The organism is Chryseobacterium scophthalmum, from assembly GCF_900143185.1.
GTDB lineage: Bacteria > Bacteroidota > Bacteroidia > Flavobacteriales > Weeksellaceae > Chryseobacterium > Chryseobacterium scophthalmum.
On record NZ_FSRQ01000002.1, the window covers coordinates 817073 to 844060 of the forward strand.

The window sequence follows — 26988 nt, forward strand, 5'->3', positions numbered from 1 at the left end:
TAGTTTTATCTATATCGGGAGAGTCTCTGAATTTTTTCAGAGGCTTTCCTTTTTTTAATTGAATACTTGTCTATACAGATGCATGTTTTTTGTTACTTTTAATAAAAAAATAATGGCAAAATCAGATAGCAGTGTTTTCGAGAGATTTTCAAACTGGGCAACCAAATTTACGGGCAGTTCGTATGCGTTTTTGGGAGCGGTTGCCATCGTGGTAATTTGGGCAGTTTCGGGCCCGGTTTTTAATTATTCCGAAACTTGGCAGTTGGTGATCAATACCGGAACAACCATTATTACTTTTCTGATGGTTTTCCTGATTCAGAAATCTCAAAATAAAGATTCTAAAGCGATTCAGATTAAATTAAATGAATTGATCGCTGCCAACGAAAAAGCAAGCAACCGAATTGTTGATATCGAAGATTTGACAGAAAAAGAGCTCGACCAATTACATTGCTATTACGAAAAGCTCGCTGATTTTGCTGAAGAAGATGAGGACATTCATGCTTCACATTCTATAGATGCTGCAAAAAGAAATCAGGATTATAAACATGAGTTTTTTAAAAGAAAGCATGAAGAATGGCTATCGAAACAAAAGAAGTAATTTTTAATTTATCACACCGAAGTGTTTTTATCAACAATAAATTAGAGCAAATTAATTTTTCATCTTACTTTTGTGTCTAAAGTTATTTTATATGTTGAAGGTTTTTATTTCAATTTTGATTTTTTGTTCGGCTTTAATTTCTGCTCAGCAAACTAAAATTCTCGGTGATTTTTCGATGAAAGCATCATCTTACAGTGCAAAGGTTTTTGAGAAGAGTAATCTTAATATTTATTATCAGTTTAAATTTTTAAAAGACACAAAGGTTTCTCAAAATCCGAGAGAAGGGTTTTGTATTTTACAAATTGGAGAAAACTATTCAAAGTTCAGCGATACAAAAACATTACAGAAAGATTCTTTGTTTGAAAAATTTTCTCATCTCGAAAGTGTCGGTGCGAAAGAAATGAATCAGCTTTTTATGTACAATCCTTTATGGAGTATGGAAAGTTTAAAATCTGTAGCCGATAAAAAAGTTATTTATCAAAAAAGATATAAAACAAAATATGAGTATGAAGAAATTCAGCCGGAATTGAAGTGGCAACTTCATAACGAATCGAAAAAAATTCTTGATTATAACTGTAAAAAGGCAACCGTAAAATATCGAGGAAGAGAATTTATCGCTTGGTACGCAACGGAAGTTCCCATAAACAATGGGCCGTATGTTTTTGAAGGATTGCCAGGTTTGATTTTAGAGCTTGAAGATTCACAGAATAAATATCATTTTACAGCAGTTGGAATAGATAAAAAACCAATGGATATTTATCTGCGAAACGATAAAGAGATCCTGAAAATAGGCAGAGCAAAGTTTAGAGAAGTTGAGAAAACGTATCACGATAACCCGGGTGCATTTCATGGTAAAGCTGTAAATGAAGATGGTTCACCGATGGTGGTTAAATCAAAACCTCTTCTTTACGACCCTTTTGAATTAGAATAAAATTAAAGCCTTACAAAATCTGTAAGGCTTTAATTTTATAGTTTATCTCTTCATAAAATAATCAAAATACGTACAGCTTCCCATCAGTTCGCGGGCGGTTTCTGTATTTGAATATTGAGATTTGAGCTGTGTAAAGTAAGTTCTGTATTTCTGGTTTTTCAGATCAGCCATCTGTTTTTCGTGAGCATCGTTTTTCTCAGACCATTTCGGATCAGCATAGTCAATGTTTGCTTGGTTTTTGGCTTCATACTGATAATATTTTCCCTGTTCTGCACTTGCCATTTGGAAAAGCACTCTTGCTTTCTGTTCTCTGTCATTAGAAAGGTCGTACGCTTTTTTGTAATAGTTAATCGCTAAATCAAAATTATCAGGTTCTATAAAAGTCGTGTACGTGAAATTCTTGTAATAATACTGATACGGATTTTCTCTTTTTGTATTCCAGAAATCATATTTTCCGCCGTTGCTGTTGTCGACATCCATCACAAAAAGTTCTCTGTAATATCCAAGAATTGAAGTGTTGTACAAAAGATTTCCGATTAACTGATTAGCTTGAGCTGCTTTTGCATCTTTTCCGTTTCCGATTTTTTTAAGCTGAATTAATGCATCTGCCAATTCCAGTTTATTCATTTTGTTTTTGATGAATGGAAATACGGTGTAATCTTCCGCTTTCATGCTTTGTGATTCAGAACTTTGGAAGCTTTCCCAAACATTATGTCCGAAAACTAAATTCGGAATATTTCGATAACCGTCATAATTTTCACCATTGTAAACCAGTTTTTCATATTTTCCGGTTTCAGGATTATATTTTTCATAATTGTCTCTCGGAATTCCTGAGAAGTTTACTGCTTTTTGATAATACGATTTTGCCTTATCAAAATCAGCCAGTCTCATTGCTCTGTCACCATAAATGTTAGCAAAAAAGGCATCAATATTTCCTACGTCATCAAGGTTTTTGGCAATAATTTGTTGTTCAAATTGAGTTTTATTCGGTTTTCTGTAAAACTCTTCAATACTTTTTACCAGGCTTGAATTTGGGTTGTACTGAAGATCAGAAAGTTTATTATTCATCAGGTAAGATTTTCCGTCTTCGCCTTGAAGAAAATAACGGTTGGCTAAAACATCTTTCAGGAAATCTGCAGTTGACGGAGCTTCACCATAATAATCGTAAATATTTTCTTCAATCCATATACTGTCTCTTTTTTGTTTTTTTTCCACAAAATATTCTGCATAGTCTTTCATTAAATGGTCCTCGTAATCTGCATCAATTTTGGGTTGCGAAACAATATCATTCAGCACTTTCATTCTTTTGATCTCTTCAAGATATTCCGGATTGCTTGTTTTAATATCTGCTAAAATATCGCTGCTTTCTTCATAATCTTTTTTAAGGAATTTTAAATAAGCATCTGCAATCTGCCAATATTCATCTTTAGATTTTTCTTTTGTTTTGGCGGTGAATTTTTCCAGATCATCTAAGAAATCTTTTTGATTTTCATCCTGAGAATAATAATAAGCATTGTTCTTTACATATGTTGGAATCCTGTCCGGATTTTCAAACAATTCATCATTACTTTGCTCAGATTTATCATTGGTTTTGTCAGATTTCTTACCACCAAAAAGGTTTTTAAAGAATAGAACTATTTTCTGCCAGAAACTCAGTTCCTTTTTCTTGACTTCCGGTTTTTCGGCTGTTACGTTCCCTTTTTTATCTGAATTTGATTTAGAATCTTTTGAAGCATAATAATAGGTTGGAAGATAATTTCTTTCCAGTTCATTGATGCTTCTTGCAGCCATTACTTTCAGAATTTCAGAATCGGGATCGATGTCGTACATCTTTTCCATCATCGGAATAGGATTGGTAAAATCTTCATAGCCTAAAAGAAAATACGCCATATTCTTTTCCTCATTCGTTCCGGCTCGTTTCATAATGTTGTTGAAAGAAGCCGTGTCTGAAAGTTTCATTGATATAAATGCAGATTCTTTACGGCTTTTAGATTTCATAAAAACCTGAAAAAAATTCCAGTTGGCCTCACTTCCCATTTCCATACCTCTTTGCGCTCCCGCCAATTGATCGAGCGCCATATAATAAGCTGCGCCTTTTAACGAAATGGGTTGTACGTATTTTTTAAATGCCTCCAAAGCTGCATCAAAATTTCTCGTATAATGATTAAATCTCACAAACTGATAACCGTAACGCTGTTTGATTTCTGGATTTTTAGTTGCGTTGTATAAAGAGGTTAAAGCCGAAACAGTTTTGTTGTAATCTAATTGGTTCGCGTTTTTCTCACTTTCATTTTCGCGGTAATAAAAAGAATCCGGACTTTCTACATAATTAATCTTCATGTAAGGTTCCAGATATTTTGCTTCAATTAAATAATCGATTGCTTCACGGTATTTTGTATAAAAACCAGGTCCTAATTTTTTAAGTAACTGATTATTGGGATTACCTTTTTTTAAATCATTTAAATCTGCCATTGAGATTTTGTTGACCAGATAATTGGTTTCTGTATAGCTAATTTGATTGCCAAAAAATTTTCTCCACGATTCTATATTTTCATCAGGAATCTGAGAAGATTTGTAATTGGTGTAAAATCGATCAGAATAATTATGTAAAAAAGGAAGATATGATTTGTCTTTTATAATGCTTTGCGTGAAAAGATTAAAATACTCATGATCAGGATCAGACCATGCACAAGCTTCAGTTCTGGTGTAGAAAAGCGATGCAACCGCAAGTGAAATGATATACTTTTTCATATTAATTTTTAGTGTTTTGTTTGTTTTTTGAAAGCCTTGTCAAGGTTTTAAACCTTGACAAGGCTTCTTCATAATTTTAAATGTATAAGCTGCAAGAGAAAATAATTCCCACAGATCACACAGATTTGCACGGATTTTTAATTTATGCATACTTGAAAACTTCCATCATCAAGCTTTCAGCCTCCTTCATTCTAAAATTTCCGTCCTTCTACAAATTTACCATCTAATTGATAATATATAATGTTGTAAGAGCTAATTTTTTTGTCTAAAAATTCTATTGCGCTATTAAGTTGTTCTGGTGAGATTTCTTCCACTTTTATTTTGAAGCCTTTGTTTAAGAAATTTCCAAAGTAAAAACCGTCTTTCAGGATTTCAATTTCGTTGTCGGAAATTTTTTTGAAGTTAGGATTATCCAAATCTTTTGCAGAAAGTGCATTAATGAGTTTATGTTTTCCTAAATGGTTGGTGACGATTCCCCACGAATAAATTGGAAGAGCAACTTCAATTTTTTTAATTGGATACTCTTCCAGCTTCGATAAGTAACTTTTCATAATATTCAAATCTAAAATTGAATTTTTATCTGAATTTTCCAAAGGCGAAGAAGTAGAGTAGCACATCAGATACACTTTTTCAACGGGCGGAATTCCGGTAAGATCTTTATCTTTCACCTGATGAAGTCTTAAAGTGCAGGTAATTTCTTTTTGTGAAATCTTTTTTAACTGTTTTAAAAATTCAAAATAATCATCTTTTGTTCCTGCAGTCCAATCGCAGTCGATTTGAATTTCGTCATTGATTTTTAATTGATAATCCTGAGCTTTCTTTTGAATGAGTTGATGAATGCTTTCAGCCAGAAACTGTATTTCTTCTTTTTTGATATGTAAAAACGTTTGATTGGTTATAAAAATTGTTGGAACAATCTGCTTGTCCGTTTCAAAACTTTTATCTTTAGTAATTACCGCAACAGGCTGAAATTTTTCCCCGACTTTATCAACATCAAAAAACCGTGTATATAAAACTGAATTTGTTGATTCACTCAACGATTTTTTTTCAATTTCATTTAATTTGAGGTGGGTTTTCCAGTAATAAAATGAATAAGGGTGCTTTTGTTTCTCGCTACATGAAATCACCAAAAAACAAACGAAAAGAAGTTGTAAGATTTTCATTATTTATAAAGAATACTTTCGCAGTTACAGTTCATTTCTGCCATTTCAGAAACAGGGCAGCAATCGTCTGATTTTTTGATATTGCCTTTCTCATCGGTAAGGTAGATTTTCTCTTTATCAAATTTCACATAGAAGGTTTCATTATACGTTTTAAAATGAACTTTCATTACTTTAGGATTGTATTTTCCGGCATTTATCTCTTCTTTAGTTTCTTTTCCGTCGGCCTGATTGATTTGCAGAAAACCAAAGTGTACATTTCCGTTTTTCTTTACATCTAAATAATAAGCAGGAGTTCCGGATCCGCTGGCTCCGTCTTCGATATTAAAATCTCTTTTCCCTGTAAATGGAATGGCAGTCTGTGCAAAAGAAATGACTCCGAAGAATAAAATGAATGTGGTGAAAATATTTTTCATATTACTTTTTCTCAAAATTAAAAAATTATTCAGAAGAAATTCTTTTCAAAATCTGTGCAAATCTCTAAATGATTAAAAATCAAAATATTTTGCAAGAAATATTTGTCAAATTAAATTTTATTCATACATTTGCACACTCATTTTAGGGGAGGAGTATGCCCAATTCAAACTTGGTAATTACTTGAGCACTCGAAAAATGAAAGTGAATACAAGAAAATTTTATAACATATTATATAAATAATGTCAGGTATTATTGGAAAAAAAATTGGGATGACTTCTCTGTTTGACGAAAACGGCAAAAATATGCCGTGTACCGTTATTCAGGCAGGTCCTTGCTCAGTTTTACAGGTCAGAACCATTGAAAAGGACGGATACAAATCTGTTCAGTTGGGTTTCGATGACAAGAGTGAAAAGAACGTTGGTAAAGCGTTGGCTGGCCATTTTAAAAAGGCTGGTTCTGCTCCTAAAGCTAAGTTGGTAGAATTCTACAGAGAATTCGTAGACGAAGTAAAAGTAGGAGAAGAAGTAAAAGTTGATTTGTTCACAGAAGGTGAATATGTTGACGTAACAGGAACTTCAAAAGGTAAAGGTTTCCAAGGTGTTGTTAAAAGACACGGTTTTGGAGGTGTAATGCAAGCTACTCATGGTCAGCACAACAGACTTAGAGCTCCAGGTTCTATCGGTGCTGGATCGGATCCTTCAAGAGTATTCAAAGGAATGAGAATGGCAGGTAGAATGGGAGGTAAGCAGGTAACTGTACAAAACCTTCAAGTATTAAAAGTGGATCAAGAACAAAATCTTTTAGTAGTAAAAGGTGCTGTTCCGGGAGCTAAAAATTCTTATGTAATTATCAGAAAATGGAATTAGTAGTATTAAATACATCAGGAAAAGAAACCGGAAAGAAAGTAACTCTAGACGAATCTATCTTCGGAATTGAGCCAAACAAGCACGCGGTTTACTTAGAAGTAAAACAATATCTTGCTGCACAGCGTCAAGGTACTCATAAATCAAAAGAAAGAAGCGAAATTACTGCTTCTACTAAAAAACTTAAGAAGCAAAAAGGATCTGGTTCTGCTAGATACGGTGATATTAAATCTCCTACTTTCAGAGGTGGAGGTAGAGTATTCGGTCCTAAGCCAAGAGACTACAGATTCAAATTGAACAAAGCTCTTAAGAGATTAGCTAAAAAATCTGTTCTTTCTCAGAAAATGAGAGATAACAGCATCAGAATTGTTGAAGGTTTAAGCATTGCTGCTCCTAAAACTAAAGATTTCATCACGGTATTGAATGCTTTGGCATTGAATGACAAGAAGTCTCTATTCATTTTGGCTGATACTAACAAGAACGTATATTTATCTTCAAGAAACTTACCTAAGACTAAAGTTATGAAATTCAACGAAATTTCTTCTTATGACTTAATCAATGCAGGTGAGATCGTTTTCTTAGAGGGTGCAGTTGAAAAATTCCAGGAAAATTTAAAGAAATAAATCATGTCACTAATTATTAAACCAGTTATTTCAGAAAAAGCAAACTATCTTACAGATTTAAGAGGTGCTTATTCTTTCTTAGTGCAACCTAAGGCGAATAAAATCCAGATTAAAAATGCAATAGAGCAAGCTTACGGTGTGAAAGTAGCAGACGTTAGAACCATGATTTATGCGCCTAAAGTTTCTTCGAAATACACGAAAAAAGGTCTTCAAGTAGGAAAGACAAACAAATTGAAAAAAGCGGTTATCACTCTTGCTGAAGGGGAAGTAATCGATATTTTTGCTGTAAATTAATTATTAATTATAAATAATAGTAATGTCTGTTAGAAAATTAAAACCTATCACCCCAGGACAGAGATTCAGAATTGTAAATAATTTTGAGGAAATTACTACCAACAAACCAGAGAAATCTCTAACTGTTGGTATTAGTAAGTCAGGTGGACGTAACCAAACTGGTAAAATGACCATGCGTTACACCGGAGGTGGACACAAAAAGAAATACAGAATTATCGACTTCAAAAGAAACAAGCATGATGTTGAAGCAACGGTAAAAACTGTAGAGTACGATCCAAACAGAACTGCTTTCATCGCTTTAGTGGAGTATGCAGACGGAGAGAAGAGATATATCATCGCTCCAAACGGAATCAAAGTTGACCAAAAAATTATTTCTGGCGAAAGCGTAGAACCGAACATCGGTAACGCAATGAAATTGAAAAATATTCCATTGGGTACTGTAATTTCTTGTGTTGAAATGAAGCCTGGTCAAGGTGCGATTTTAGCAAGAAGTGCTGGTTCTTCAGCTCAGTTGACTTCAAGAGACGGAAAATATGCAATCATCAAATTGCCTTCAGGAGAATCTAGAATGATCCTTACTGAGTGTTATGCAATGATTGGATCTGTATCTAACTCTGATCACCAGTTAACTGTATCAGGTAAGGCTGGTAGAAGCAGATGGTTAGGTAGAAGACCTAGAACTAGACCAGTAGTAATGAACCCTGTAGATCACCCAATGGGAGGTGGTGAAGGACGTTCTTCTGGAGGTCACCCAAGATCTAGAAACGGTATGCCATCTAAAGGTTACAAAACTAGAAAGAAAAACAAAGTGTCTAACCGTTACATCGTATCTAAAAGAAAATAATTATGGCAAGATCACTTAAAAAAGGACCATTCATTCATCATACTTTAGATAAGAAGGTTCAGGCAAATGTAGAGTCTGGTAAGAAGACTGTTATCAAAACTTGGTCTAGAGCATCTATGATCTCTCCAGACTTTGTAGGACAAACTATTGCTGTACACAACGGGAAATCTTTTATCCCGGTTTACGTTACAGAAAACATGGTTGGTCATAAGCTAGGCGAATTTTCTCCAACAAGATCTTTCAGAGGTCATGGTGGTAACAAAAACAAAGGAAGCAGATAATCATGGGATCAAGAAAAAGAGAAAGTGCATTAGCACGTAAATTAACAAATCAAGATGTAGTAAAAGCATTACACAATGATTGCCCTTCATCTCCAAGAAAGATGAGATTAGTAGCTGATATCATCAGAGGGGTAGAAGTTGAAAAAGCTTTAAGCATCCTAAAATATTCGAAAAAAGACGCTTCAAACAAATTAGAGAAAGTACTTCTTTCTGCGATGGCTAACTGGCAATCTAAGAACGAAGGTGCAGATATCGAAGAAGCTAACCTTATCGTTAAAGAAATTTTTGTAGACAGTGCAAGACAATTGAAGAGACTAAGACCAGCTCCACAAGGTAGAGGGTACAGAATCAGAAAAAGATCAAACCACATTACACTAATCTTAGGAACAAAAGAAAATTAATTCAAGGTATGGGACAGAAGACAAATCCAATTGGTAACAGATTAGGTATCATCAGAGGATGGGATTCAAACTGGTTTGGTGGTAAAAACTACGGTGATAGAATCGCTGAAGATTACAAAATCAGAAGATACCTTGAAGCAAGATTATCTAAAGGTGGAATTTCAAAAATCTATATTGAAAGAACACTTAAATTAGTAACTGTAACAATCACTACTGCTAGACCGGGACTTATCATCGGTAAAGGAGGTCAGGAAGTTGACAAGTTAAAAGAAGAATTGAAGAAACTTACTAAAAAGGATATTCAAATCAACATTTTCGAAATCAAAAGACCTGAGCTTGACGCAGTATTAGTTGCAGACAGTATTGCTAAGCAAATCGAAAACAGAATCTCTTACAGAAGAGCTGTAAAAATGGCTATCGCTTCTACAATGAGAATGGGTGCTGAAGGTATCAAAGTTCAAATCTCTGGTAGATTGAACGGTGCTGAAATGGCAAGATCTGAGTCTTTCAAAGACGGAAGAATCCCATTGTCTACTTTCAGAGCAGATATCGACTATCATATCGGTGAGGCATTAACTCAGTACGGTAAGTTAGGAGTTAAAGTTTGGATCATGAAAGGAGAAGTTTACGGTAAGAGAGATCTTATGCCATTAGTAGGACAACAGAAGAAAGGTGGTCCTTCAGGAGGTGGAAACAGAGGAGATAGAGATAACAGAAGACCTTCAAGAGATAAAAAAAATAATTAAAAAAATTTTAGAGGATAGTTTTTAAATGACCGTTACTTTTTTAAAATCTAAATTCTAAAATCTAAAATTTAAGAAATTATGTTACAACCAAAAAGAACCAAATTCCGTAGAGTTCATAAGATGAAAATGAAGGGGATTGCTCAAAGAGGTAATCAACTTGCTTATGGAACTTTCGGAATCAAAGCAACAGAAGGTGCTTGGATCACTGCAAGACAAATTGAAGCTGCACGTATCGCTGCAACAAGATATATGAAGAGAGAAGGTCAACTATGGATCAAAATCTTCCCGGATAAGCCAATTACTAAAAAACCAGCGGAAGTACGTATGGGTAAAGGTAAAGGTGCTGTGGAATATTGGGTAGCTGTAGTAAAACCAGGTAAAATTATGTTTGAAGTTGGAGGAGTATCTTACGAGATCGCTAAAGAAGCTTTAAGACTTGCTGCACAAAAATTACCGGTAGTTACCAAATTTGTAGTTGCTAACGATTTTGTTAAACCTCTTTAATCTCTGAATATTATGAAACAAGCTGAAATTAAAAATCTAAGCCTTGAAGATGTTCAAGCTAAATTGACTGAAGCTAAAGCTCAATTTTCAAAAATGAAATTGGCTCACAAAATCAGTCCACTTGAAAATCCGATCCAAATCAGAGATTTAAGAAAAACAATCGCAAGATTAAATACTGAGTTAACTAACAAACAATAATATTCCTTTTTACAATGGATAGAAATTTAAGAAAAGAAAGAATCGGAGTGGTTTCCAGCAATAAAATGGAAAAAACTATTGTTGTTAGTGAAACGACTAGAGTAAAACACCCGATGTACGGTAAATTCGTTTTGAAAACGAAAAAATATACTGCACACGACGAAAACAACGAATGCGCAGAAGGAGATACAGTTCTTATCCAAGAAACTAGACCTTTAAGCAAGAGTAAGAGATGGAGATTAGTAAGAATCATTGAAAAAGCTAAGTAATAATGTTACAAACAGAATCAAGATTAAAAGTTGCTGATAACACAGGTGCAAAAGAAGTACTAGTTATTAGAGTTCTGGGAGGAACCAGAAGAAGATATGCTTCAGTTGGTGATAAAATCGTAGTTACTATTAAAGATTCTACACCATCAGGAAACGCAAAAAAAGGTCAGGTATCTAAAGCAGTTGTAGTAAGAACTAAAAAAGCAGTGAGAAGAAAAGATGGTTCATACATCAAATTCGAAGACAATGCTTGTGTTTTACTAAACGCTGGAGGAGAAATGAGAGGAACCCGTGTTTTCGGACCGGTTGCTCGTGAGTTGAGAGACAAAGAATATATGAAAATCATTTCATTAGCTCCTGAAGTACTTTAATTTTAAAAATTTTTAAAAGAAATGTCAAAGTTAAAAATAAAAAGAGGAGATAACGTAATCATTACTACTGGTAAAAAAGATATCAAAGGTAAAACTGGTGAAGTTATTGAAGTGATCAAAAAAGAAGGAAAAGACCCTAGAGTAATCGTTGCAGGACTTAACATCGTTAAAAAACACGTTAAGCCTTCAGCTTCAAATCCTCAAGGAGGAATTACTGAAAAGGAAGCTTCTCTTCATATCTCAAACGTAGCTTTAGTTGGTAAAGACGGAAAAGCTATCAAAATCGGTTACAAAATCGAAGGAGATAAGAAAGTAAGAATCAACAAAAAAACGGGTGAAACTTTATAATTTTAAATAACACATGGAATATATAGCAAGACCCAAAAAAGCATATAAAGAAACGATTGTTCCTGCAATGATGGAAGAATTCGGATACAAATCAGTAATGCAGGTACCAAGACTAGAGAAAATTATTTTATCTCAAGGTTTAGGAGACGCTACTGCTGATAAAAAGATCATCGATTATGCTGTAGAAGAACTTACAAATATCACTGGTCAAAAGGCTGTTGGTACTATCTCTAAGAAAGATGAAGCTGCTTTCAAATTAAGAAAAGGTATGCCTGTAGGAGCTAAGGTAACTCTTAGAGCTACAAAAATGTACGAATTCTTAGACAGATTAACTTCTTCTGCTTTGCCACGTATCAGAGATTTTTCTGGTATCAAAGCTGATGGTTTCGACGGTAGAGGTAACTATAACTTAGGTATTACTGAGCAGATTATCTTCCCTGAGATCGCAATCGACAAAGTAAAGAAAATCCAAGGGATGGACATTACTTTCGTTACTACTGCGAAAACAGACAAAGAAGCTAAAGCATTATTAACTCACTTCGGTTTACCATTCAAAAAGAACTAAGAAATGGCTAAAGAATCAATGAAAGCGCGTGAGCGCAAAAGAGAAGCTACTGTAGCTAAATACGCTGAAAAAAGAAAGGCTCTTAAAGAAGCAGGTGATTATGAAGGACTTCAAAAATTACCAAAAAACGCTTCACCTGTAAGATTACACAACAGATGTAAATTAACAGGTAGACCAAGAGGTTACATGAGAACTTTCGGTATTTCAAGAGTAACTTTCAGAGAAATGGCCAACAACGGTCTTATCCCGGGAGTGAAAAAAGCTAGTTGGTAATAATTACTAATTAAAAATCGGGACAATTAAGTTGTCGAGATACTAAAGAAATAAATATCAGACCTAAGATCTTCTGAAGTCTGATATTTTAATCTTCAAGTCTTTTCAAAACTGATTGTTCTTTAACCAATAATTTAAAACAAAGAAATGGTAACAGATCCAATTTCAGATTTCCTAACTAGAGTAAGGAACGCACAAAGCGCAGGCCACAAAGTGGTGGAAATTCCTGCATCGAAAATCAAAAAGGAGATTACAAAGATTTTATTTGATCAAGGGTATATCTTAAACTTTAAGTTTGAAGAGAACGCTGTTCAAGGAAACATCAAAATCGCTTTGAAGTACGATAAGCAAACCAACAAACCAGCTATTAAATCTATCCAAAGAGCTTCTAGACCAGGTTTGAGACAGTACAAAGGTTCAGGTGAACTTCCAAGAGTACTAAACGGTTTGGGTATTTCTATCATCTCTACTTCTAAAGGAGTAATGACTGACAAGAAAGCTAGAGAAGAGAAAGTAGGCGGTGAAGTAATCTGCTATGTTTATTAATTTTTAATCAAAGGAAAATGTCAAGAATTGGTAAAGCAATTATAACAATTCCAGCTGGTATCACAGTTTCTGAAAAAGAAGGTGTAGTTACAGTAAAAGGTCCTAAAGGAGAACTTTCTCAGGAGCTTACAGAAGGAATTACTATTGAGCAAAACGAAGGTACGTTAACTGTTAACAGACCATCTGATGCTAAACAACACAGAGCACTTCACGGTTTATACAGAGCGTTAATCGCTAATATGATCGTTGGTGTAAACACTGGTTTCGAAAAGAAATTAGAATTAGTAGGGGTAGGATACAGAGCTTCTCACGCAGGTCAAAAACTTGAGTTAGCTTTAGGATTCTCTCACGGTATCGTTTTAGAACTTCCTAGCGAAGTGAAAGTTGATACATTGACTGAAAAAGGTAAAAACCCAATTATTACTTTAACGTCTCACGACAACCAACTTCTAGGGATGGTAGCTGCAAAGATCAGATCTTTCAGAAAACCTGAGCCATACAAAGGAAAAGGTGTGAAATTCGTAGGAGAAATTGTAAGACGTAAAGCTGGTAAATCTGCTTAATAAAATTTAAGAAAATGGCACTAAGTAAATTAGAAAAAAGAATAAGAATCAAAAGAAGAGTAAGAGGAAAAATCTCTGGATCTGCTGATTTGCCAAGATTATCTGTATATAAGAGTAATAAGGAAATTTACGCTCAGTTAATCGACGATAAAGACGGAAAAACTTTAGCTTCAGCTTCTTCTAGAGAGAAAGGCGTTGATGCTAACGGAACAAAAAGTGAAGTTTCTGCTGCTGTAGGTAAAGCAATCGCTGCTAAAGCCCTTGCTGCAGGAATCGAAAATATTGTATTTGATAGAAACGGATTCGTATATCACGGAAGAGTTAAGGCTCTAGCTGATGGTGCGAGAGAAGGAGGACTTAAATTCTAATCATTAAATTTCGGAAATATGTTAGGACTAGATAATATAGAAAGAGTAAAACCGGGAGGATTAGAACTTAAAGATCGTCTCGTAGCTGTTAATAGAGTAACAAAAGTAACTAAAGGAGGTAGAGCTTTCGGATTTTCTGCAATTGTTGTTGTAGGAGACGAAGCTGGAACTATCGGTTTTGGTTTAGGAAAATCTAAGGAAGTTGCTTCTGCTATTGCTAAGGCGGTAGAAGATGCTAAGAAAAACTTAGTAAAAGTTCCTGTAATGAACCATACTATCCCTCACCAGACTACTGCAAGATACGGTGGTGCAGATATCTTCTTGAGACCTGCTTCTCACGGTACAGGTCTTATCGCAGGTGGTGCGGTAAGAGCGGTATTAGAATCTGCTGGTATTCACGATATCCTTTCAAAATCTAAAGGATCTTCAAACCCTCACAATGTAGTAAAGGCAACTTTCAAAGCATTGTTAGACATCAGAAGACCAGAAGAAATTGCAAGAATGAGAGGAGTTTCTCTAACTAAAGTGTTTAACGGTTAATAAATAAACAATGGCAACAATTAAAGTAAAGCAAGTAAGAAGCGCTATTGGTAGAACAAAAACCCAAAAGAGAACGCTTGAAGCATTAGGATTTAAGAAACTTCACCAAGTTGTAGAGCACGAAGCTACTCCTTCTATTTTAGGAATGATAGCTGCAGTTAGTCACTTACTTGAAGTTCAAAAATAATTTTTAAAATAATTTTAAAATGAATTTAAACAACATAAAGCCTGCTGCAGGTTCTACATTTAGTTCTAAAAGAATTGGTAGAGGACAAGGTAGTGGAAAAGGAGGTACTTCTACAAAAGGTCACAAAGGTCAGAAAGCAAGAGCTGGTTATTCTCAGAAAATCGGTTTTGAAGGAGGACAGATGCCTTTGCAAAGAAGATTACCTAAATTCGGTTTCAAAAACGTAAACAGAAAAGAATATAGAGCTATTAATCTTGATGATATCCAAATTTTAATTGAAAATAAATCTGTAACAGGAGATATTACAAAAGAAGTTTTGGTACAGCATGGTCTAGCTACTAAAAATGAAATAGTGAAAATTATGGGGAGAGGAGAATTGAAGTCTGCGATTTCAATTACTGCTGACAAATTCACTAAATCTGCTGAAGAGCTTATTGCTAAAGCAGGTGGAAAAGCAATTACCTTATAATAATTACTAATGAAAGAATTTATACAAACCCTCAAAAATATTTGGAGTCTTAAGGAACTTAGAGATAAAATTCTATTTACTTTAGGGATTATCCTTGTGTATAGATTCGCATCTTTTATCTCTTTACCTGCGATTAACCTTGCAGAAGTAGGAGATCTCTTAGAGCATTATAAAAATCAAGGCGGTAACAAGCAAGGAGCAGGTCTCCTTGGCTTGCTTTCGTCGTTTACAGGAGGAGCTTTCAGCCACGCTTCTGTAATGGCGTTGGGTATCATGCCTTATATTTCTGCTTCTATTATTGTTCAGTTGATGGGGATGGCAATTCCTTATCTTCAGAAACTTCAAAAAGACGGAGAGTCTGGTAGAAACACATTGAATCAAATTACTAGATGGTTAACGATTGGGGTTTGTCTTGTACAAGCACCTTCTTATTTAACTTCTATTACTCAGTTGTTCTTACCATATGCTCAGTTCCAGTCTGCATACTTTATAGATCCAAACTCTATTATGTTCTGGTTACCAAGTATTGTTATCTTGGTTGCAGGTTCTGTATTTGCAATGTGGTTAGGTGAAAAAATTACCGATAAAGGTATTGGAAATGGTATTTCTATCCTTATTATGGTAGGTATTTTATCTAGATTACCAGAAGCATTTGTACAAGAAATTGCAGTACAAAACGGAAAAGGAGGATTAGGTTCTATCATGATTATGATTGAAGTAATATTCTGGATGTTGGTGGTTCTTTTAGCAGTAGTATTATCTGTTGCGGTAAGAAAAATCCCTATTCAGTATGTAAGCAGAGCTCAGGCAAGAGGAGGTGTAAATAGAAATCTAATGCAAGGAGCGAGACAGTGGATTCCGCTAAAAGTTAACGCAGCCGGTGTAATGCCGATTATCTTTGCTCAGGCATTGATGTTCGTACCTGGTTTGTTGACCAAAGTAGATGAGTCTAATACTTTTCTTGCAGGTTTCAAAAATGTTTTTAGCTGGCAATACAACGTATTGTTTGCGCTATTAATTATTATCTTTTCATTTTTCTATACCGCAATTACAATTCCGGTAAACCAAATGGCCGATGATCTTAAGAGAAATGGCGGTTTGGTACCTAAAGTAAGACCCGGTAAAGAGACTGCTGATTACCTAGATGATATTTTATCAAAAATTACCTTGCCAGGTGCAATATTTTTATCTATCTTTGCAGTCCTTCCAGCAATAGTGCATGGAAGTCTTGTTCAGACAGATGCGTTCGCCCTATTTTTCGGGGGAACTTCGTTGCTAATTATGGTTGGGGTAGTATTAGATACTGTTCAACAGATTAACACTTATCTGCTGAATCATCATTATGATGGCTTAATGCAGTCTAAATTATCAAGATCGACTGGATATTAATTTATGGCAAAACAAAAACATATCGAACAAGATGGCGTTATAACGGAAGCACTTTCGAACGCTCAGTTCCGTGTAGAACTAGAAAATGGGCATGTACTTATTGCTCATATCTCTGGTAAAATGCGTATGCATTATATTAAACTATTACCTGGTGATAAGGTAAAATTAGAAATGTCTCCTTACGATCTTTCAAAGGGGAGAATTACATTTAGATATTAAACAAACGCCAAATGGAATCTTCGGATCTCCATTTGGCTCTTGTTGAAAATAAATATTTTCAAATGAAATCGTAGATTTTATTTGGTTATTGAAAAAATATAAATATTTCAAATGAAAGTTAGAGCATCAATTAAAAAAAGAAGTGCTGATTGCAAAATCGTTCGTAGAAAAGGCGTTCTATTTGTAATCAACAAGAAAAACCCAAAATTTAAACAAAGACAAGGCTAAATTATGGCGAGAATTTCAGGTATTGATTTACCAAAAAACAAAAGAGGTGTTATCGGTTTAACTTATATCTATGGAGTTGGAAGAAGTACTTCTTCTGAAATCCTTAAGGCTGCCGGTATCAGCGAAGACAAGAAAGTCAACGAATGGAATGACGATGAATTGGCTGCAATCAGAAACTATATCTCAGAAAACATTAAAGTGGAAGGAGAGCTTAGATCTGAAGTGCAATTGAACATCAAGAGATTGATGGACATAGGATGCCAACGAGGAATACGTCACAGACTAGGACTACCTTTAAGAGGCCAGAGAACGAAAAACAACTCTAGAACCCGTAAAGGAAAGAGAAAAACTGTTGCTAACAAGAAAAAAGCAAGTAAATAATCGTTAGGAATTATGGCAAAACAAACTAAAGTAGTTAAAAAAAGAAAAGTAAAAGTTGAGGCTATAGGAGAAGCGCATATTCAAGCTTCTTTCAATAACATCATCATTTCTTTAACAAATAAAAGCGGAGAGGTTATCTCTTGGGCATCTGCCGGTAAAATGGGGTTCAGAGGTTCTAAAAAGAACACTCCTTTTGCTGCTCAAATGGCAGCAGAAAATTGCTCTACTGTAGCTCACGAAGCGGGTCTTAGAAGAGTAAAGGTGTATGTGAAAGGTCCAGGTGCAGGTAGAGAATCTGCTATCAGAACTATTCACAATTCAGGTATCGAAGTTAGCGAAATTATTGACGTTACTCCTATGCCACACAATGGATGTAGACCACCGAAAAGAAGAAGAGTTTAATTTTTAGAATTTACCCATTATGGCAAGATATATTGGACCTAAAACTAAGATTGCTAGAAAGTTTGGTGCTGCAATCTACGGAGATGATAAAAACTTCGAGAAAAGAAAAAACCAACCGCCAGGACAACACGGTCCTAACAAAAGAAGAGGAGCAAAGAAATCTGAATATGCTGTTCAGTTAATGGAAAAGCAAAAAGCTAAATATACTTACGGTATTTTAGAAAGACAATTTGCTAACCTTTTTGAAAAAGCTCACAGAAGTAAAGGTGTAACAGGTGAAGTTCTATTACAACTTTGCGAATCAAGATTGGATAACGTTGTTTACAGATTAGGTTTTGCTAAAACCAGATCTGGTGCAAGACAATTAACTTCTCACAGACACATTACTGTAAATGGTGAGATCCTTAACATCCCATCTTATTTAGTAAAAGCTGGTGATGTAATCGCTGTAAGAGAAAAATCTAAGTCTCTAGAGGTTGTTGCTGATGCTTTGGCATCAAAAGCAAACTATGAGTGGTTACAATTCAACGACGAGAAAAAAGAAGGTACCTTCATTTCTGCTCCTGAAAGAATCCAAATCCCGGAAGACATCAAGGAACAGCTTATCGTCGAACTTTACTCTAAATAATTTTTTAATCAATTTTTTGCTCAACCCAACAATATGGCAATTTTACAATTCATAAAACCCGATAAAGTAATTCTACTTAACTCTGATGAATTTAAAGGTCAATTCGAATTTCGTCCTTTAGAACCAGGTTTCGGGCTTACAATCGGTAATGCTTTGAGAAGAGTGTTGCTTTCTTCTCTGGAAGGATACGCTATTTCATCTATCAAAATAGAAGGTGTAGAGCACGAATTTTCAACTATCCCAGGAGTAATTGAAGACGTTACCGAGATTATTCTTAACCTTAAGCAAGTAAGACTTAAAGCTACAGCAGAAAACCAGGCTTCAGAGCAGGTAGTTGCTAAAGTTTCTGGTCAAACTGTAATTACTGCTGGAGATTTAGGACAGTCTATCAACGGATTTGAAATCTTGAATCCAGATTTGATGATCTGTAACCTAAACTCTGATGTTACTTTTGAAATCACGTTTAATATAGAAAAGGGAAGAGGATACGTTCCTTCTGAACAAAACAAATCAAACAATGCACCTGTAGGTACTATTGCTATTGATTCTATCTTTACGCCGATTAAAAAAGTACAGTATAGTATTGAAAATTACCGTGTAGAGCAAAAAACAGACTACGAAAAATTGGTTTTGGATATAGAAACTGATGGCTCAATCAGCCCTCAGAATGCTTTAACTGAAGCTTCTAAGATATTAATTTATCACTTCATGTTGTTCTCTGATGAGAGAATCACTTTGGAGACTGAAGCTGTGAAAGCATCTATCCAATACGATGAAGAGACACTTCACACAAGACAACTACTTAAGTCTAAATTAGCAGATATGGATCTTTCTGTAAGAGCCCTAAACTGTCTGAAAGCAGCTGAAGTAGAAACTCTAGGTGAGCTTGTTTCTTATAGTAAGTCTGATTTGATGAAATTCAGAAATTTTGGTAAAAAATCTTTGACAGAACTAGAAGAATTGGTGCATTCAAAAGGTCTTAACTTCGGTTTCGACGTTGCAAAATATAAATTAGACGCTGATAATTAAATAATAATGAGACACGGTAAAAAATTCAATCACTTAGGAAGAACTTCTTCTCACAGAAGCGCGTTACTTTCTAATATGGCTTGTTCTCTAATTGAGCATAAGAGAATCAACACTACTGTAGCTAAAGCGAAAGCTTTAAGAGTATATGTTGAGCCTCTATTAACAAAGGCAAAAGAAGATACTACACACAATAGAAGAATTGTTTTCGCATATCTTCAAAGTAAAGAAGCAGTTACTGAACTTTTCAGAACAGTAGCTCCTAAAATCGCAGAAAGAAACGGAGGTTATACAAGAATCATCAAGACTGGTTTCAGACAAGGTGATGCTGCTGACATGGCTCTTATCGAGCTTGTTGATTTCAACGAACTTTACAATCCTAATGCTGAGGAGAAAAAGACGACAAGAAGAAGTAGAAGATCTACTACTGCAAAAGTAGCTGTTGAAGCTGCTCCTGTAGCAGAAGAAAAAGTTGAAGAGCCTAAAGCTGAATCAACAGATTCTACTGAAGAAAAAGCTGGAGAATAATATTCATCCGGATATAAATAAAAAACCGTTCAGATTTCTGAACGGTTTTTTTATGCTTTAAATTTTGGTTCTTTCCAATTCGATAATATTATTTCCCTGATGAATAATTAAGCTGTCGCCTTTTACGGTAGCGGTCATATCATCTTTTTTATAAATCGTCTCGTTTACTTTCGCTTCAGATTTCTCCAACACGAATGTTTTATTATTATTGGTAATAGAAACAGTTCTGTTTTTAGGATCATAGTTGAAAACCACTTTTACCAAAGATTTGTCGGTAGCTTTGTAAACATAATCTGTCTTTATGCTTTTCTTGCCATTGATATCTGTATTATAAGCAATCGTAGAATCTACAGCTCCATTATCAGCAAGAATTTCTGTGTTTGCAGAATCTGCTTTTATAATTCCTTTATTTCCTTCTGTCGATTTTTTGCAACTTGATAGCGAAAACATCAAGATGCCAATCGATAGGATAAGTTCTTTTTTCATTGAGTTTATTTTTGATATTATTAATTTTAATTAATTGCCAAATTTTCTTTAAATTTAATAAAAACAAAAAACAAACCAATAACCTCAACTCAAAATTCTATTATTACACAAAAGTGTAATTGTTTCTGTTTTGTTTTCTGTTGAAATTTGTCTTTACAAACAACAAACAATATGAGCATTTCTATCGCCATAGTAGAAGACGAAAAAAACTACAACAATGCGTTGAAGAAAGTCATCGATTATCAAAATGATATGAAGGTGATTGCTCAGTTTTTTGACGGAAATACCGCTCTAAAAAAATTATCTGATATTTCTCCGGATGTAGTGATGATGGATATCCAACTTCAGGATATGCTTGGAATTGATATTATTGGAAAGTTAAAAAAAGAGCTTCCAACCACACAATTTATTATGTGTACAAGCTTTGAGAATGACGAAATGATTTTCAATTCTCTAAAAGCCGGAGCAATGGGCTATCTTATAAAAGGCGAAAGCATGGATAAAATCCTGAGCTCTATTCGCGATGTCTACAACGGAGGTGCCCCAATGAGTTTTTCAATTGCAAGAAAAGTTTTGGCTCATTTTGAGAAAAAAACGATTGAAATAAAAGACTTTGAAGAACTTACAAAACGCGAAACAGAAATCGTAGAACTTTTATCACAAGGGCTTTTATACAAAGAAATTGCCGATAAAATATTTGTAAGCATTGATACCGTAAAAAAACACGTCGGAAATATCTACAGAAAACTTCACGTCAATAACAAAGTGGAGGCTATTAATAAATTTAACCATTTTAAAAACTAAGAGTTATGAGAACAATTTTAGGAAAGAACTTGTTATGGATCTTATTATTAAGTTTGATATTTTCAAGTTGTAATAAAAAAGATTCAAAAATTACTGAAAATAAAATCCCATCAAATTTACAGCAGGATACAACTAGGTTAAAAATTGAAAAGAGTTTTTTTCAAATTAATTTGGCAAGAATTCTTACTGAAATTCCAGACAGTTTAGCAATGGAATATACGAAATCATATTCTAAGAGTTTTCCGGAAGAAGATAAATTTCCAAGACTTTTAGCCATTGATAAAAAGGCATATAATAAAATCCTCAACGATAAAAATCCTAATGATAATATTAAATTTTTATTTACTGAAAGTGATGGAGTATTAGATGTTCTATATGAGAATGGAAATGGAGAAAGATTTAATTTTAATTTGGGAGAATATAATAAGGTGACAGATTCATCTTTCACAATTATGAATAGCGTATTTAAAGCAAATCTTTACGCAGTTATGAATAAAAGAATTAATGGTCTTAATAGTAGTATACACGAAAATACGAAAGAAATATCTATTCCTATAAGCAGTTTTAAACAGCTTGCAATTAATGACGATTTGTCTATGATTCTTTTATTTCCCGGAATTATAACAAAAGATAGTTCTCCGCAAACTGGTAAGAATAATCAAAAAAATTATATTACTTTAATAGCAGTACGAATAACTTTCGATTCAAGTGGCACAGCTTATAAACTTGAGAAAACTGTGCTTTATGATAATTTCTGTGTATCTCCGCCAAATGATTGCTAAATGTTTTACTTATACATTCTAATAATTACACTTTGTCTTGCATTGTCGCTTATAAATAAGATTGCAAGACAAAGATTTTTGTGGATATACTTCACATTTATATTATTGTCTGAAATTTTAGTGTTTGCGAAAATTTTAGACAATACTTTTTATAATAAAGCAAATTGTATTCACATTATATTTTTATGTTGGTATTTCCATAAAGAATTTGTTGACAGAAAGTTTTATAAAACATTTTTAATACTAATTTCGATAATTAGCTTTTTATTATTTTTCAACGAAAATATTTTAAAGATTGATACAAATATTTTTAAAAGTTTTCTATTTATATTTTTAAGTATAGATTGGTTTACAAATCAAATTCGAAAACCGAATGAAACTTTAATTTATCAGAAAATGACATTTTGGATAGCTTCAAGTATTTTGCTTTGGAGTACAATATTTATCATTAGAGTTATTCCAGGACAGTTTTTTGCGAAACTTGATATTGATTTTTTAAGATTAATAAATCAATTTTATCAAATAGTTACGATATTTTCTTATTTAATTTTTCTTAAAGGTCTTTTTTGCAAGCGATGATTCAGACAGATGAAGATATAAAGTTGATGTACATTATCATTTTGTTGATAATGTTTGTTTTTGTGGGTTTTATAATTTTTGTAGTATTAATATACAACAGAAAACAACTCCTTTACCTTAAGGAAAAACAACTTCAGGAATCAGAATACCAAAATCAAATCCTCCAAAAAGAACTTGAAAGACAAAAATCTATAAAAAATGAAAGAGAACGAATCTCTCATGATATGCATGATGATCTTGGAGCAGGAATTTCTGCATTGAAACTTCAGGCAGAATTTTTAAAACAACGAGCTGAAGATGAAGATTTAAAAAATGATATCGATGAACTTCTGAAAACGTCTGAAGAAATGAATATCTCGATGCGGGAAATGCTTTGGAGCCTGAATTCCGGAAATGATACATTGGGAAGCTTTATAGATTACTCAAAAATATATGCACTGAATTTTCTTAAAAAAACAAAAATTCAGCTAAGTATTGAAGATGAAAATGTAATTTCTGAAACTACCATTACTACAGAACAAAGGAGAAATTTATTTCTGTGTTTAAAAGAGGCGTTGAATAATGCGTATAAACATAGTCAATCTAATCAACTAAAGCTTTCGTTTGTTCAAAAAGATAAAGAATTCATGATGAAAATTTCCGACAACGGAATAGGAATCGATCATGAAAAACCAGAAGGAAACGGTCTCCGAAATATGAAAAGAAGAATGCAAGAACAAAACGGCCATTGTGAAGTTACCACCGAAAACGGAACCCACCTTTTTTTCAGAATAGATTTGTAACTAATTTTTAAGCTAAATATAGCAGCATCATTTTTTAATGGTGCTGTTTTTTGTTGTGAGAATCACCCGTTTGGGTAATTGACATGGAGCTTTTTTAGAAGGAACTTTGAGGTATAAATTTTAAAAGCGAGTAACCATGAAAACTACAATTGACAATACGTTTGATGATTTCAAAACAGCGCTAAATAACGATCCCAAACTTCAACAGGAATTTAGAGATAATCCTGTGAGAGCTGCAGAAAATTTGGTAACAACAAATCCAAAAGATACAGATTCCTGGATTTACAGGATAATTGTAGTATCAATGGGAATCGCAATTCTTGCAATAATAATCACATTGACAATAATGGCTATTAGCTTAGGCGAAAAACTAAATAATCAAGTGATTACGGTATTTACGGCAATATCATCAGGTGCAATCGGTGCATTAGCCGGACTTTTAGCGCCATCACCAAAAAAATAAATTAACAATTAAAATTTATAGATATGGAAAAGACTAATGAAATTCTAAAAGAAAGATTTGAAATTTTAAAAACAACAGAATTGTTAAATGATGATAAGGTTAAAAAAAGAAAATGGGAAACTAAATTTTATGATTGTGATGCTGGCAATAATGATGTAAAAATTTACATTTCAGTTGTTTCGCCTAATTTAATGATTTCCAATGCTGCTTTTTTTAATAATGATAAAGGACAAGAAATTGATGTCTCGAGCAATCCTATTAATATAGGAAAGTGTAATGCTTTAAAAGGACAAAGGCTGGTTGTTTATTCAGTAGCATCTTCCAACTCAGATAATGTGAAATATACATTAAATGTTGATTTAAAATGCAATGGCAAAAAGAAATCCTTTTCAACTTCTCTTTCTTTAAAAAATGGAGAAACTGGCGAGATAATTCAAGATATAAATTTTAGTTGATATGAGAAATAAAATTATTATAATAAGTCTTTTCTTTTCTTGTTTTTATTATGCTCAAGAAGAGAATTTGAATATAGATCTATTAAAGGCTCCATCTTCACCGGCATCAAATTTATTAGATATAGCTACAAGTGAAATTAATAAGCCGACAGATGTAAGTAATCTAATGTTAAATCTGCAAGATTTTACTTCAATGTTTAAAAATAATGCTGGTTATGCAATAGACTTTGCTCCATATTGGATATTTGGAAAACAAACAAAAGGTTTAGATAATATATTGAATGATAATAAGGTTTATGATGTTGCAAAACAAACTTTTGTTTTATCAATTGCTGTGAAAAATACAGATAGTACAAATACTAAATTACCTATAAATTCGGTTTTCACATCTTATGGTTTCAAATTTTCTCTTTTTAGAGGAAATGTTTCCGATAAAAGCTTGAAAATTTATAGGGAAATAAAAGATATTCATAGAAATATTATTAATACTTCACAGGAGATTTCCAGTATTGTAGAAAAAGATTCTGAAATTATTAGAAGGAAAAAGGCTATTTCTGATTTACGTGAAAAACTGAAAAAAAATCATCAAGATCCGGATACATCAACAGAATTAAATAATTTGGTAACTGAATTTAATGACTTGATGGAAACTATGATGCGTAATTTGGAAAATAGTAGAAAAGATGACGAAAATAATTTTGTGAAAAATTCAGTATTAATTAAAGAAAAGCTAAAAGATTTTTCAATTGTTCGAACAGGTTTTCTTTGGGATTTGGCAGGTGGTACAAGCATTCAATTTAAAGAAAAACAATTCAATAATTCTAAAATTTATAATGCAGGATTGTGGACGGTTATGGGCTATGCATTTGAAAAATCAGGAACTCCGTTGTTTTTACTACGATATATGTACAATCCAAAAGCTGATTGGATGACTACTGAAGATTTTAAACCAGATGGAAATTTTTCAACTTTTGATGCGGGTGTAAAATATGAATATTCACCAAAAGATTCAAAGTTTACAGGAAGTTTGGAAGGTTTATATCGAAGCTTTATTTCTGGATCAGATTTAAAACCAACATGGAAATGTGTTTTAAATTTTGATTATGCAATATTTGCCAATCAACATTTAACCCTCTCTCTGGGTAAAGATTTTGATAATAATATTATTAAAAAAGGAAATGTAATTGCAGGGCTTTCATTTTTAAGTGGAATTGGAACTAAGAGAAAGATTCAATAAATTATTTTCTAACATAATTAAAAAAATCTCCAATGCTGTTAAAGATTTGGAGTTTTTTTCACTTTTATACTGAAAATTATAATTAATTCAAAATTAACTAAAATTTAACTCAGATAAATACAGAAATTACCTCTTCCATGCGTTCAAAATTTAAATTTTGATTAAATTTGTATAAACTATAAAATAGATAAAAAATGAGTTACATTTCTTACATAGAAGCGAGACAAATTTTGGATTCAAGAGGAAATCCTACAGTTGAAGTTGATGTATTTACGGAAGGTGGTGCGATGGGTCGTGCAGCTGTTCCTTCAGGTGCATCTACAGGAGAGCATGAAGCAGTTGAATTGCGTGATGGCGGTTCAGAATGGATGGGAAAAGGTGTTTCTAAAGCTGTAGAAAATGTAAGAGAAGTAATTGCACCAGAATTGGTGGGTCTTCCTGTTTTTGATCAGAATCTTATCGACCAGATTATGATCGAACTGGATGGTACAAACAATAAAGGAAACTTAGGAGCAAACGCAATTCTTGGAGTTTCTTTGGCTGCTGCAAAAGCTGCTGCTGCTGAACTTAAAATGCCTTTATACAAATATATTGGTGGTGTAAATGCAAATACACTTCCGGTTCCGATGATGAACGTAATTAACGGTGGTTCTCACTCAGATGCACCAATTGCTTTCCAGGAATTTATGGTAATGCCGGTAAAAGCAGATTCTTTCTCTCATGCATTGAGAAAAGGAACTGAGATTTTCCACAACCTGAAATCTATTCTTCATTCAAGAGGTCTTTCTACTGCGGTAGGTGACGAAGGTGGTTTTGCACCAACTTTCAAAGGAACTGAAGATGCTTTAGATACTTTACTTCAGGCAATTGAAAAAGCAGGTTACAAACCAGGTGACGATGTAATGATCGCGTTAGACTGTGCAGCTTCAGAATTCTACAAAGACGGAGTTTACGATTACAGAAAATTCCAGACTGCAGATGCGCCTCAGTTCTCAAGCAGTGAGCAGGTTTCTTATTTAGCTGAATTGGCAAACAAATATCCAATCATCTCTATCGAAGATGGTATGCAGGAAAATGACTGGGAAGGTTGGAAAATGTTAACTGATAAAATCGGTGACAGAGTACAGCTAGTTGGTGACGATTTATTCGTTACTAATGTTGAGAGATTATCAAGAGGGGTAAAAGAAGGAATTGCAAACTCGATCTTGGTAAAAGTAAACCAAATTGGTTCTCTTTCTGAAACAATGGCAGCGGTACAAATGGCTCAGCACAACAAATTTACATCAGTAATGTCTCACAGATCTGGTGAAACTGAAGATTCTACGATTGCTGATCTTGCGGTTGCTATGAACTGTGGTCAGATCAAAACAGGTTCGGCTTCTAGATCAGACAGAATGGCGAAATACAACCAATTATTAAGAATCGAAGAAGCTTTAGGAGATACTGCTTATTTCCCAGGATTAGATGCTTTTAAAATCAAAAGATAATT

Annotated in this window: 41 protein-coding genes; 37 read left to right on the forward strand and 4 right to left on the reverse strand. The window is 33.7% G+C overall.

Annotation, left to right across the window (positions count from 1 at the left end; translation table 11 throughout):
- The first annotated feature begins 112 nt into the window (after nucleotides 1–112).
- Both BUR17_RS13960 and BUR17_RS13965 read left to right on the forward strand, forming a co-directional pair.
- Nucleotides 113–598: a low affinity iron permease family protein gene (locus BUR17_RS13960; protein WP_074231256.1), complete on the forward strand. Its 486-nt coding sequence runs from the start codon at nucleotides 113–115 to the stop codon at nucleotides 596–598.
- 91 nt (nucleotides 599–689) lie between these two features.
- A complete protein-coding gene (locus tag BUR17_RS13965; protein WP_074230955.1) occupies nucleotides 690–1529 on the forward strand; it encodes a GLPGLI family protein in 840 nt (279 codons plus the stop codon).
- 42 nt (nucleotides 1530–1571) lie between these two features.
- Here the strand turns inward: BUR17_RS13965 and BUR17_RS13970 are convergent, their stop codons facing one another.
- The 3 genes from BUR17_RS13970 to BUR17_RS13980 form a co-directional block, all read right to left on the reverse strand.
- Nucleotides 1572–4280 carry a hypothetical protein gene (locus BUR17_RS13970; RefSeq protein ID WP_074230956.1) on the reverse strand — a complete coding sequence of 903 codons (2709 nt, stop codon included), beginning with the start codon at nucleotides 4278–4280 and terminating at the stop codon, nucleotides 1572–1574.
- Between the two features lie 191 nt (nucleotides 4281–4471).
- Nucleotides 4472–5443, reverse strand: a complete 972-nt coding sequence (locus BUR17_RS13975; protein WP_074230957.1) for a hypothetical protein — start codon at nucleotides 5441–5443, stop codon at nucleotides 4472–4474.
- Entirely contained in the window at nucleotides 5443–5856 is a 414-nt protein-coding gene (locus BUR17_RS13980; RefSeq protein ID WP_074230958.1) for a hypothetical protein, read from the reverse strand. The genes BUR17_RS13975 and BUR17_RS13980 overlap by 1 nt, the downstream gene beginning before the upstream one ends.
- Nucleotides 5857–6096: 240 nt before the next feature.
- On the opposite strand from BUR17_RS13980, the gene rplC reads away from it, so the two are divergent.
- The 28 genes from rplC to rplQ all read left to right on the forward strand — a co-directional run bounded on the left by rplC (nucleotide 6097) and on the right by rplQ (nucleotide 19911).
- Complete coding sequence (gene rplC / locus BUR17_RS13985; RefSeq protein ID WP_074230959.1) at nucleotides 6097–6723, forward strand: 50S ribosomal protein L3; 627 nt, start codon at nucleotides 6097–6099, stop codon at nucleotides 6721–6723.
- Nucleotides 6714–7343 carry a 50S ribosomal protein L4 gene (rplD, locus tag BUR17_RS13990; protein ID WP_066679846.1) on the forward strand — a complete coding sequence of 210 codons (630 nt, stop codon included), beginning with the start codon at nucleotides 6714–6716 and terminating at the stop codon, nucleotides 7341–7343. Before rplC ends, rplD begins: the two co-directional genes overlap by 10 nt.
- A 3-nt stretch (nucleotides 7344–7346) precedes the next feature.
- The gene (gene rplW, locus BUR17_RS13995; protein ID WP_047442263.1) at nucleotides 7347–7637 is read left to right on the forward strand and encodes a 50S ribosomal protein L23; all 291 of its coding nucleotides are present in this window, start codon (nucleotides 7347–7349) and stop codon (nucleotides 7635–7637) included.
- A 22-nt stretch (nucleotides 7638–7659) separates the two neighbouring features.
- Entirely contained in the window at nucleotides 7660–8481 is an 822-nt protein-coding gene (rplB, locus tag BUR17_RS14000) for a 50S ribosomal protein L2 (protein WP_074230960.1), read from the forward strand.
- 2 nt (nucleotides 8482–8483) lie between these two features.
- A complete protein-coding gene (rpsS, locus tag BUR17_RS14005; RefSeq protein WP_055861765.1) occupies nucleotides 8484–8762 on the forward strand; it encodes a 30S ribosomal protein S19 in 279 nt (92 codons plus the stop codon).
- A 2-nt stretch (nucleotides 8763–8764) separates the two neighbouring features.
- Nucleotides 8765–9163 (forward strand): 50S ribosomal protein L22, encoded by a 399-nt coding sequence (rplV, locus tag BUR17_RS14010; protein WP_066679843.1) that lies wholly within the window; start codon nucleotides 8765–8767, stop codon nucleotides 9161–9163.
- An 8-nt stretch (nucleotides 9164–9171) separates the two neighbouring features.
- Nucleotides 9172–9909 (forward strand): 30S ribosomal protein S3, encoded by a 738-nt coding sequence (gene rpsC / locus BUR17_RS14015; RefSeq protein WP_074230961.1) that lies wholly within the window; start codon nucleotides 9172–9174, stop codon nucleotides 9907–9909.
- A 78-nt stretch (nucleotides 9910–9987) separates the two neighbouring features.
- Nucleotides 9988–10413 (forward strand): 50S ribosomal protein L16, encoded by a 426-nt coding sequence (gene rplP, locus BUR17_RS14020; RefSeq protein ID WP_050378488.1) that lies wholly within the window; start codon nucleotides 9988–9990, stop codon nucleotides 10411–10413.
- A 12-nt stretch (nucleotides 10414–10425) separates the two neighbouring features.
- Nucleotides 10426–10611 carry a 50S ribosomal protein L29 gene (gene rpmC, locus BUR17_RS14025; protein ID WP_074230962.1) on the forward strand — a complete coding sequence of 62 codons (186 nt, stop codon included), beginning with the start codon at nucleotides 10426–10428 and terminating at the stop codon, nucleotides 10609–10611.
- A 14-nt stretch (nucleotides 10612–10625) separates the two neighbouring features.
- Nucleotides 10626–10880: a 30S ribosomal protein S17 gene (gene rpsQ, locus BUR17_RS14030; protein WP_065400323.1), complete on the forward strand. Its 255-nt coding sequence runs from the start codon at nucleotides 10626–10628 to the stop codon at nucleotides 10878–10880.
- A 2-nt stretch (nucleotides 10881–10882) separates the two neighbouring features.
- Nucleotides 10883–11251 carry a 50S ribosomal protein L14 gene (gene rplN, locus BUR17_RS14035; protein ID WP_034684837.1) on the forward strand — a complete coding sequence of 123 codons (369 nt, stop codon included), beginning with the start codon at nucleotides 10883–10885 and terminating at the stop codon, nucleotides 11249–11251.
- Between the two features lie 21 nt (nucleotides 11252–11272).
- A complete protein-coding gene (gene rplX, locus BUR17_RS14040; protein ID WP_074230963.1) occupies nucleotides 11273–11599 on the forward strand; it encodes a 50S ribosomal protein L24 in 327 nt (108 codons plus the stop codon).
- A 13-nt stretch (nucleotides 11600–11612) separates the two neighbouring features.
- Entirely contained in the window at nucleotides 11613–12164 is a 552-nt protein-coding gene (gene rplE, locus BUR17_RS14045) for a 50S ribosomal protein L5 (protein WP_074230964.1), read from the forward strand.
- A 3-nt stretch (nucleotides 12165–12167) separates the two neighbouring features.
- Nucleotides 12168–12437 carry a 30S ribosomal protein S14 gene (gene rpsN / locus BUR17_RS14050; RefSeq protein WP_047442254.1) on the forward strand — a complete coding sequence of 90 codons (270 nt, stop codon included), beginning with the start codon at nucleotides 12168–12170 and terminating at the stop codon, nucleotides 12435–12437.
- Between the two features lie 147 nt (nucleotides 12438–12584).
- Entirely contained in the window at nucleotides 12585–12983 is a 399-nt protein-coding gene (gene rpsH / locus BUR17_RS14055) for a 30S ribosomal protein S8 (protein ID WP_074230965.1), read from the forward strand.
- A gap of 17 nt (nucleotides 12984–13000) precedes the next feature.
- Nucleotides 13001–13546, forward strand: a complete 546-nt coding sequence (gene rplF / locus BUR17_RS14060) for a 50S ribosomal protein L6 (RefSeq protein WP_074230966.1) — start codon at nucleotides 13001–13003, stop codon at nucleotides 13544–13546.
- Between the two features lie 14 nt (nucleotides 13547–13560).
- Nucleotides 13561–13914, forward strand: coding sequence for a 50S ribosomal protein L18 (gene rplR, locus BUR17_RS14065; protein WP_074230967.1), 354 nt, complete (start codon nucleotides 13561–13563; stop codon nucleotides 13912–13914).
- Between the two features lie 18 nt (nucleotides 13915–13932).
- On the forward strand, nucleotides 13933–14454 hold the full coding sequence (gene rpsE / locus BUR17_RS14070; protein ID WP_034678028.1) for a 30S ribosomal protein S5: 522 nt from the start codon (nucleotides 13933–13935) through the stop codon (nucleotides 14452–14454).
- Between the two features lie 10 nt (nucleotides 14455–14464).
- The gene (rpmD, locus tag BUR17_RS14075; RefSeq protein ID WP_007839493.1) at nucleotides 14465–14641 is read left to right on the forward strand and encodes a 50S ribosomal protein L30; all 177 of its coding nucleotides are present in this window, start codon (nucleotides 14465–14467) and stop codon (nucleotides 14639–14641) included.
- A 19-nt stretch (nucleotides 14642–14660) separates the two neighbouring features.
- Nucleotides 14661–15110 (forward strand): 50S ribosomal protein L15, encoded by a 450-nt coding sequence (rplO, locus tag BUR17_RS14080; RefSeq protein WP_074230968.1) that lies wholly within the window; start codon nucleotides 14661–14663, stop codon nucleotides 15108–15110.
- A 9-nt stretch (nucleotides 15111–15119) separates the two neighbouring features.
- On the forward strand, nucleotides 15120–16499 hold the full coding sequence (secY, locus tag BUR17_RS14085; RefSeq protein WP_074230969.1) for a preprotein translocase subunit SecY: 1380 nt from the start codon (nucleotides 15120–15122) through the stop codon (nucleotides 16497–16499).
- Between the two features lie 3 nt (nucleotides 16500–16502).
- Complete coding sequence (gene infA, locus BUR17_RS14090) at nucleotides 16503–16718, forward strand: translation initiation factor IF-1 (protein WP_029297754.1); 216 nt, start codon at nucleotides 16503–16505, stop codon at nucleotides 16716–16718.
- 111 nt (nucleotides 16719–16829) lie between these two features.
- Nucleotides 16830–16946 carry a 50S ribosomal protein L36 gene (rpmJ, locus tag BUR17_RS14095; RefSeq protein WP_007839480.1) on the forward strand — a complete coding sequence of 39 codons (117 nt, stop codon included), beginning with the start codon at nucleotides 16830–16832 and terminating at the stop codon, nucleotides 16944–16946.
- 3 nt (nucleotides 16947–16949) lie between these two features.
- Nucleotides 16950–17327 carry a 30S ribosomal protein S13 gene (gene rpsM / locus BUR17_RS14100; RefSeq protein ID WP_074230970.1) on the forward strand — a complete coding sequence of 126 codons (378 nt, stop codon included), beginning with the start codon at nucleotides 16950–16952 and terminating at the stop codon, nucleotides 17325–17327.
- Nucleotides 17328–17339: 12 nt separating this feature from the next.
- Nucleotides 17340–17729, forward strand: coding sequence for a 30S ribosomal protein S11 (gene rpsK, locus BUR17_RS14105; protein ID WP_066679832.1), 390 nt, complete (start codon nucleotides 17340–17342; stop codon nucleotides 17727–17729).
- Nucleotides 17730–17748: 19 nt separating this feature from the next.
- The gene (rpsD, locus tag BUR17_RS14110) at nucleotides 17749–18357 is read left to right on the forward strand and encodes a 30S ribosomal protein S4 (protein WP_074230971.1); all 609 of its coding nucleotides are present in this window, start codon (nucleotides 17749–17751) and stop codon (nucleotides 18355–18357) included.
- Between the two features lie 33 nt (nucleotides 18358–18390).
- The gene (locus BUR17_RS14115; RefSeq protein WP_074230972.1) at nucleotides 18391–19386 is read left to right on the forward strand and encodes a DNA-directed RNA polymerase subunit alpha; all 996 of its coding nucleotides are present in this window, start codon (nucleotides 18391–18393) and stop codon (nucleotides 19384–19386) included.
- A gap of 6 nt (nucleotides 19387–19392) precedes the next feature.
- Nucleotides 19393–19911: a 50S ribosomal protein L17 gene (rplQ, locus tag BUR17_RS14120; protein WP_074230973.1), complete on the forward strand. Its 519-nt coding sequence runs from the start codon at nucleotides 19393–19395 to the stop codon at nucleotides 19909–19911.
- A gap of 57 nt (nucleotides 19912–19968) precedes the next feature.
- On the opposite strand, the gene BUR17_RS14125 is transcribed toward rplQ, so the two are convergent.
- Nucleotides 19969–20397 carry a hypothetical protein gene (locus BUR17_RS14125; RefSeq protein WP_074230974.1) on the reverse strand — a complete coding sequence of 143 codons (429 nt, stop codon included), beginning with the start codon at nucleotides 20395–20397 and terminating at the stop codon, nucleotides 19969–19971.
- Nucleotides 20398–20568: 171 nt separating this feature from the next.
- On the opposite strand from BUR17_RS14125, the gene BUR17_RS14130 reads away from it, so the two are divergent.
- The 7 genes from BUR17_RS14130 (at nucleotide 20569) to eno (ending at nucleotide 26986) form a co-directional block, all read left to right on the forward strand.
- On the forward strand, nucleotides 20569–21201 hold the full coding sequence (locus tag BUR17_RS14130; RefSeq protein ID WP_074230975.1) for a response regulator transcription factor: 633 nt from the start codon (nucleotides 20569–20571) through the stop codon (nucleotides 21199–21201).
- Nucleotides 21202–21206: 5 nt separating this feature from the next.
- Entirely contained in the window at nucleotides 21207–21983 is a 777-nt protein-coding gene (locus BUR17_RS14135; RefSeq protein ID WP_074230976.1) for a hypothetical protein, read from the forward strand.
- A gap of 575 nt (nucleotides 21984–22558) precedes the next feature.
- On the forward strand, nucleotides 22559–23344 hold the full coding sequence (locus BUR17_RS14145; RefSeq protein WP_074230978.1) for a sensor histidine kinase: 786 nt from the start codon (nucleotides 22559–22561) through the stop codon (nucleotides 23342–23344).
- A 136-nt stretch (nucleotides 23345–23480) separates the two neighbouring features.
- Entirely contained in the window at nucleotides 23481–23807 is a 327-nt protein-coding gene (locus tag BUR17_RS14150) for a hypothetical protein (protein ID WP_074230979.1), read from the forward strand.
- 23 nt (nucleotides 23808–23830) lie between these two features.
- Nucleotides 23831–24262, forward strand: coding sequence for a hypothetical protein (locus tag BUR17_RS14155; protein WP_074230980.1), 432 nt, complete (start codon nucleotides 23831–23833; stop codon nucleotides 24260–24262).
- A gap of 1 nt (nucleotide 24263) precedes the next feature.
- On the forward strand, nucleotides 24264–25499 hold the full coding sequence (locus tag BUR17_RS14160; RefSeq protein WP_074230981.1) for a hypothetical protein: 1236 nt from the start codon (nucleotides 24264–24266) through the stop codon (nucleotides 25497–25499).
- A gap of 194 nt (nucleotides 25500–25693) precedes the next feature.
- A complete protein-coding gene (gene eno / locus BUR17_RS14165; protein WP_074230982.1) occupies nucleotides 25694–26986 on the forward strand; it encodes a phosphopyruvate hydratase in 1293 nt (430 codons plus the stop codon).
- The last annotated feature ends 2 nt before the right edge of the window (nucleotides 26987–26988 follow it).